Source organism: Streptomyces sp. Q2 (assembly GCF_056820935.1).
This window is the reverse complement of sequence record NZ_JBXEJE010000065.1, coordinates 39,848-47,088: the sequence shown is the minus strand read 5'-3', so window position 1 is coordinate 47,088 and position 7,241 is coordinate 39,848. Positions and strand designations below refer to the sequence as shown.

The following is a 7,241-nucleotide window of genomic DNA, read 5'->3' as shown; positions in this document are numbered from 1 at the left end:
ACGGCCCCGGCCGGCCGCGGCCTCGGCCTCGGCGACGCTGCTGTACAGCTCCTCGTCCGGCTCGAAGTCCGGCTCGGCCAGCGCGAGGGGCTCGGCGACCTCGGCGGCCACCTCGTCCTCGGTCTCCTCCAGGGCCTCCGCGGTGTCCACGGCCGCCTCGTGCTCGTGCTCGTGGATCTGCCCGTCACCGCCGCGCCCGCGCTTGCGGCGCTTGCCGCCGCCTCCGGCGGAGGTCGGCTGCTCCATGTGGACGATGACGCCACGGCCGTTGCAGTGGACGCAGGTCTCGGAGAACGACTCCAGCAGCCCCTGGCCCACCCGCTTGCGGGTCATCTGGACCAGGCCCAGCGAGGTGACCTCGGCGACCTGGTGCTTCGTACGGTCGCGGCCCAGGCACTCGAGCAGGCGCCGCAGCACCAGGTCCCGGTTGGACTCCAGCACCATGTCGATGAAGTCGATGACGATGATGCCGCCGAGGTCGCGCAGCCTGAGCTGACGCACGATCTCCTCGGCCGCCTCCAGGTTGTTCCTGGTGACCGTCTCCTCGAGGTTGCCGCCCTGACCGGTGAACTTGCCGGTGTTGACGTCGACGACGACCATCGCCTCGGTCCGGTCGATCACCAGCGAACCGCCGCTCGGCAGCCAGACCTTGCGGTCCAGCGCCTTGGCGAGCTGCTCGTCGATCCGGTACGTGGCGAAGACGTCGACCTCGCTGGTCCACCTCTGCAGCCGCTCGGCGAGATCCGGCGCGACGTGCGAGACGTATCCGTGGATGGTCTCCCAGGCGTCGTCACCACTCACGATGACCTTGGTGAAGTCCTCGTTGAAGATGTCGCGGACGACCCGGACGGTCATGTCCGGCTCGCCGTAGAGCAGCGTCGGCGCGTTCGAGCTGCCGCCGTTCTTCGACTTCTTCTGGATGTCCTCCCACTGCCCCTGCAGCCGCTCGACGTCCCGGCGCAGCTCGTCCTCGCTCGCGCCCTCGGCGGCGGTGCGCACGATGACGCCCGCGTCCTCGGGGACGATCTTCTTGAGGATGGTCTTCAGCCGGGTCCGCTCGGTGTCGGGCAGCTTGCGGCTGATGCCGGTCATCGAGCCCTCGGGCACGTACACGAGGTAGCGGCCGGGCAGCGACACCTGGCTGGTCAGCCGCGCGCCCTTGTGACCGATCGGGTCCTTCGTCACCTGGACGAGCACCGGCTGCCCGGACTTCAGCGCGCTCTCGATGCGCCGCGGGCCGTTGCCCATGCCCAGCGCCTCGAAGTTGACCTCACCGGCGTACAGCACGGCGTTGCGGCCCTTGCCGATGTCGATGAAGGCGGCCTCCATCGACGGCAGCACGTTCTGCACCTTGCCGAGGTAGACGTTGCCGACGTACGAGGTCGACTGCTCCTTGTTGACGTAGTGCTCGACGAGCACGCCGTCCTCCAGGACGCCGATCTGCGTACGGTCGCCGTACTGCCGGACGACCATCACCCGCTCGACGGCCTCGCGGCGGGCCAGGAACTCCGCCTCGGTGATGATCGGAACGCGTCGGCGCCCCTGCTCACGGCCTTCCCGGCGGCGCTGCTTCTTGGCCTCCAGACGGGTCGAGCCCTTGATGGACTGCACCTCGTCGGAGGGCTCGGCCTTCGGACGCGGCTCGCGGACCTTGACGACGGTGCGCTCGGGGTCGCCGTCGGTGGGCTCGGCCTCCGGGGAGGAGTCACCGGCACGCCGGCGACGACGCCGACGGCGACGGCTGCTGCTGGAGCCGCCGGAGTCCTCGCGGTCGTCCGCGTCCTCGGCGTCCTCGTCGTGCTGCTCGGCGCTGTCCTCGGTGTCCTGCGCGGCCTGCTCGTCGGCGTCCTCGTCGCCGTCGTCCTGGCCGTCGCCGGACTCGGAGTCGGCCAGGTCGCCGCGGCGACGGCGGCGGCCGCCCCGGCGGCGACGACGGCGCGAACCGGTCTCCTCGGCCTCGTCGCCCTCGGCGGAGTCGTCGGCCTCCTCGGCCTCGTCCGGCTCTTCCACCACGGCCGTCTCGGCGGCCGGCGTGGCCTGGACCTCGGGCTCCTGCGCGGGGGCGGAGCCCCGGCGGCGGCGACGGCGACGGCCGCCCTGCTCCTCGGCGGTCTCCTCGACCACCTCGGCCACCTCGGGCCGGACCTCGGGCTCCGCCTCGGTCTCGACCTCGGCAGCCGCCGCGGCAGCGGCCCGTTGCGGCGTCTGGAACTGCGGCTCGGCGAAGACGGGCGCCTGGAACACGGCGACGGCGGGCCGCGACGGCCGGCGCGGAGCGTTGTCGTCGGTGCCGCCGGCCGGCTGCGCGGGCGCGGCAAAGCCGGTGGCGGCCTTGCGGGCGACGCGACGACGCCGACGCGGAGAGGCGTCCTCGGCGGTCTCCTCGTCGGCGGGAGCCTGCGCGGCTTCGGCGCGCTCGCTCTCGGCGGCGGGAACCTCGGGCTCGGGAGTGCTCGTCACCACGGCCTCCTCGGCCGACTCGGAGTCGGTACCGGCGGGCGTGGTCACCCGGCGCGTGGCACGCCGACGCGAGCGCCGCGGAGCGGCGTCCTCGTCGGTCGCGGGCTGCTCGGCGGGCGCGGCAGCGGTGTCGGTGGGGAGGTCCACCGGCTCGCCGACGGCCTCGGCCGTCTCGACGGCCTGCGCGGCCTCCAGCGTCTCGGCGGCATCGTCCGCCTTCGGCGCCCCGGCGGGCGCGGAGGCACGGCGGGTGGCCCGGCGCCGCGTGGTGCGAGCGGCGGGTGCCTCGGCCGAAGCCTCGACGGTCTCGACCGCGGCGCTCTCGGCAGCGGCGGGCGCGACGGTCTCGGCGACCTCGGTGGTCTCACCGGCAGCAGGAGCCCCGGCGGGTGCGGACACCCGGCGCGTGGCACGACGCCGTGCACGGGGCGCGGGCGCCGCCTCTTCGGCCGCGGGGCCCTCGACAGCCTCGGCGACCTCCTGCGCGCCGGCGTCACCGGCAGCGCTCACAGGCACGACGGTCTCCGCGACCTCGGAGGCGGCAGAAGCCCCGGCGGGTGCGGACACCCGACGCGTGGCACGACGCCGCGTACGCGGAGCGGGCGCCGCCTCTTCGGCCGCGGGGCTCTCGACAGCCTCGGCGACCTCCTCGGTCTGTGCCGTCACGGTGCCTTCGGTGAGTTCTTCCTCGTCGGTGACGAGGTCCTCGGCCTCAGCGGCCGCCACGGCCGGTGCGACGGTCTCCTCCGGAGCCTGCGACGAGGCGACCGGCGGACCCGCCGGGCGGGAAGCGGCCCGGCGCCGGCGGCGCGGCGGCAGGGTGTCGCTGGGGGTGTTGGGTTCGGAACCCTCGGTGGGTTCGGTCGGTTCGAGCATGCGGGCATATCTCCCGTCAGGCTCCCGGGCGCCGCGCCTGGTCCGGCGATGATGCCGGTGACGTCCGCGGCTCGCGCGTTGCGCGGTGCCGCCGTCCGGGGCGCGGGCGCCGCACGGGAGCTCTCTGTGTCCTGTCTCGCCGGTTCCGTACGCCGAATGCGTACGGCCTGGCGAAAGTCTTGTGGTAGGTGCGCTGCCCGACCCAGATGGCTCCCGAGTACCAGGGCGGCGCTTACGACGTGCGTCCCTACGCGGAACCTTCCGGCACCAGCGCCGTCGCGGCGGCAGCCGCAGCGGCCGTCGAGAGGGCCGCCGCTGCCTCGCGGTCGGGTGCGAGCGGGTCGGTCACCGTGCCGGTCTCTTCATCGAACAGCCCCTGCGCCAGCCTGGTCACCGCTGCGGGGACCGGCGGCGCCAGGTCGGCCACGGCGCGGAGACCGGACAGGACGTCGTCGGGTCGTACGGCAGGCGTCACGTGCCGAACAACCAGCCGCAGTATCGCACAAGGCTGGTCGGTCGGCCTATCAGCCTGCGGACCGTGCGTTTCGAGGTGCGCGACCGCCGGGCGGGCGTCGAAGGTCCGTACGCCGTTCTTAATCCGGCGCTGGACCTCGACGAACTCGGCGGCGTTGAAGGCCGCCACCGCGCGCTCGACCTCGGTCGGGTCCGCCCCGTCCAGCCGCAGCTCCCACACGGAAGCCGTGAGCCGGTCGGCGAGCCCGGGGGTCCGGGCCTCGACGGCGTCGATGATGTCGAGCCCCGCGGGCAGCGACTCGTCGAGCAGAACCCTGAGCTTGTCCGGGTCGCGCGCTTCGGTGAGCGCGATCTCGAGAAACTCCGCCTCACTGCCCGTGCCGGTGGGTGCGGCATTGGCGTACGACACCTTCGGGTGCGGTGTGAACCCCGCCGAGTACGCCATCGGCACCTCGGCACGGCGCAGCGCACGCTCGAAGGCGCGCTGGAAGTCACGGTGGCTGGTGAACCGGAGGCGGCCGCGCTTGGTGTAGCGCAGTCGGATGCGCTGCACCGCGGGTGCGGGCGGCGGGCCTTCGGGCTGTCGCTTGCCCAGTGTCGTTCAGTCCTTCGTGAGAGCGGTCGTACTACTACCAAGAGTACGTGTCTCGGCGCCCACAGGTTCCCGCCGGTCCACCACCTGCGGCCGGCTCGGCTCCCCGAAGACCATCCGACGGAAGTCGGCGCGGGCCTGGCGCGCGGACTGGCGGGCGGCGGCCAGTGCCTGCCGGGTGGCCCGCCCCACACCGCGCGCGGCCTCGGCGACGGGCCGCAGCACCATGTCCCGGACGACGTGTCCGACCGGCGTGAGCACGCTCCGGTACACCCAGCGCACAGGCTCCACGAAGACCCACCGGAAGAGGGTCCCGAGGAAACGCCCGACGGCGAGCGAGACGTACCCCGCGATCCGCCAGGCGTGCCCCAGCGCCGCGCCGATCTCCCGCGCGATGACGGCGAGGACGTGCCCGGCGGGCACGAGGATCCAGCGCCACAGGGCGAGCACGGGCAGGACGAGGAGGATCCGGGTGATCCAGTAGAGGGCCACCCCGACCCCGGTGACGATCATGCGCAGGCACCACACGAGTCCCCTGGCACACCAGGCGATCGCCCGCCCGACGGGCGTGAGAACCCACTCGTACACCCACACGGCGGGCACGACGAGGAGATACCGGACCAGCCAGGCGACGACGCGGTAGACGCCGATCGCCAGGGCGGCGAGCACCGCCCCGAAGCCCCTGAGCAGCCACATCACGCCGCGCCCGACCGGCGTCAGCAGGCGCGCGTAGACCCACACCAGACCGGCCCCGATCCCGCGCGCGGTCCACGCCAGACCGGCCCCGATCCCGCGCGCGGTCCACGCCAGGGCATGCCCGAGCGGCGTCAGCAGATACCGGTACAGCCATCCGAGCGGCACGATGACGAGCAGGTGTCCGAGCCACCCGAGCGCCTTGGCGAGGGGCACGAGCAGATACCGCCACAGCCCCACGAACGGCCACACGAAGAGAGCCCGGCCGATCCAGAGCAACGCCCGCCCGAGCGGTCGCAGCAGCACGTCGTTCAGCAGCCGCCCCACGAAGACGAACGCGTCCCACACCATCCGCACCGGCACGACCAGCACGAGTACGACGATCCGCACCGGAATACGGATCGCGACGGCGAGACACCCCTCGGGGTGCTGTGGCTGTGGCTGCGCCTGCGACTGCGGCCGTGGCGACGGCTTCTCCAGATCCATACCGGCGTAGACGCCTCAGTTGCCCGTCCGGATCCCGAAAGGCGACTTTCCGCCCCGCTCGTCCGCGAACTCTCCACCTCGCCCGCCTTCATGGCAGGCCTGTTCTGGGGTCTCGGCCTAGGCCCAGGCAGTATGTGCCCATGATTACGCTCACGAAGGAAGACGGCCCCGCGGACCTGGACGGGGTGACGCACCTGACCATCGGCGTGTCCTGGGACCCCACCGCCGGCGCCAGCGGCGGAGTGATGGGCAAGCTCCGCCGGAAGACCGGCACCGACCTCGACCTGATCGCCATCGCCATGCACGACGGCGACCCGGTACGCCTGGCGGGCCTCGACTCGCTCGACCCCATCGGCAACGGCTCGCTGCTGCACAGCGGGGACAACCAGACCGGCCACGGGGACGGCGACGACGAGACCGTCACGGTCGAGTTCTCGAAGATCCCGCCCCACATCACGTCGATCGTGTTCGTCGCCGCCGCCTACAAGAAGGGCAGTTCCTTCCAGAAGGCGCGCAACATCAGCTTCAAGGTCTACGACGCGACCGGCGGCAGCTCTCAGCAGGTCGCGGACATCTGGCCCAGCATGCTCACCCAGGACAACGGCTGCGCCGTGGCCAAGGCCGTGCGGTCCGGCCCCACGTGGAAGCTCCAGGTGATCAACGCGACGGGAAAGATCAAGCAGGGCGACCAACTCGCCCTGATGCGCTTCGCCGCCAACCAGTAACCGCGCCCCTCGGCTGCCGCCGGCCCGAAACCCCGGCGGCAACCGACGCGGCCGGGCGTCGGTGAAGCCGGACAGATCGGCATCCGGGTTCACCTCCGGTTCGGCCGCGGCAGAAGTAGACGAAGTGGCCGTCCGATGAGTTCCTGAGCCCCGTGGGGTCTGCCTCTGCGCAAGGGAAAGCCGCGCACGAGATCTGTGAGGGGACCATGAGCGCCCACGCACTACCACCCGTCGTCGACACCGCGACCTGGGAGCACCGGCTCGAGGCACTGCGTGCCCGGGAGAAGGCCGCGACGCGCGAACTCGACGCCATCGCCGCCGAGCGCCGTCGCATGCCGATGGCCGAGATGCCCGCCTACACCCTTGAGGGCGAGGACGGCCCCGTTCGGCTGGCGGATGTCTTCGAAGGCAGGAGTCAGCTGATCGTCTACCACCACATGTGGTTCGGCGGCAAGGAATGGCAGTGCCCGGGCTGCACGGGGTTCACCTCGCAGTACACCCGCCTGGAGTTCCTCGAGAACTACGACGCGCGATTCGTCGTCGTCACCCAGGGTCCGATCAAGGAGGCACTCGCCTACAGGCAGCGGGTCGGCAACCGGATGCCGTGGTACTCGACTGCGAACAACTCGTTCGGAGCCGACGTCGGCGCGCCGCCCGACGGAGGATTCGCGGTCAACGTGTTCCTGCGCGACGGCGACACCGTCTATCGCACCTGGCACACCGACGGCCGGGGTACCGAGCAGCTCGGTCACGCCTTCGCGCTGATCGATGTCCTGCCGTACGGACGCCAGGAGGAGTGGCAGGACTCGCCCGAGGGCTGGCCTCAGTCGCCCACCTACAGCAGGTGGGCGACCTCCAAGGACATCGCCGCGCTCTACGGCTCGCCTTCGGGCCCGGGGTCGGGCTCCGGCGGCTGAACCGACCGCGCCCGGCCG

Annotated in this window: 5 protein-coding genes; 2 read left to right on the top strand and 3 right to left on the bottom strand. The window is 72.3% G+C overall.

Features of this window, described 5'->3' with window-relative positions; all coding sequences use genetic code 11:
• The 3 genes from ACWBNA_RS43915 to ACWBNA_RS43905 form a co-directional block, all read right to left on the bottom strand.
• Nucleotides 1–3,336 (bottom strand): Rne/Rng family ribonuclease (locus tag ACWBNA_RS43915; protein ID WP_482710221.1); only part of this gene is annotated, 3,336 nt, incomplete at its 3' end.
• Between the two features lie 247 nt (nucleotides 3,337–3,583).
• Nucleotides 3,584–4,363, bottom strand: a complete 780-nt coding sequence (locus ACWBNA_RS43910) for a TIGR03936 family radical SAM-associated protein (RefSeq protein ID WP_482710220.1) — start codon at nucleotides 4,361–4,363, stop codon at nucleotides 3,584–3,586.
• A 48-nt stretch (nucleotides 4,364–4,411) separates the two neighbouring features.
• The gene (locus ACWBNA_RS43905) at nucleotides 4,412–5,581 is read right to left on the bottom strand and encodes a hypothetical protein (protein WP_482710219.1); all 1,170 of its coding nucleotides are present in this window, start codon (nucleotides 5,579–5,581) and stop codon (nucleotides 4,412–4,414) included.
• A 140-nt stretch (nucleotides 5,582–5,721) separates the two neighbouring features.
• Here ACWBNA_RS43905 and ACWBNA_RS43900 point away from each other — a divergent pair, with 140 nt between their 5' ends.
• The gene (locus ACWBNA_RS43900; RefSeq protein WP_482710218.1) at nucleotides 5,722–6,306 is read left to right on the top strand and encodes a TerD family protein; all 585 of its coding nucleotides are present in this window, start codon (nucleotides 5,722–5,724) and stop codon (nucleotides 6,304–6,306) included.
• Between the two features lie 206 nt (nucleotides 6,307–6,512).
• On the top strand, nucleotides 6,513–7,223 hold the full coding sequence (locus ACWBNA_RS43895) for a DUF899 domain-containing protein (RefSeq protein WP_482710217.1): 711 nt from the start codon (nucleotides 6,513–6,515) through the stop codon (nucleotides 7,221–7,223).
• Nucleotides 7,224–7,241 lie beyond the last annotated feature (18 nt).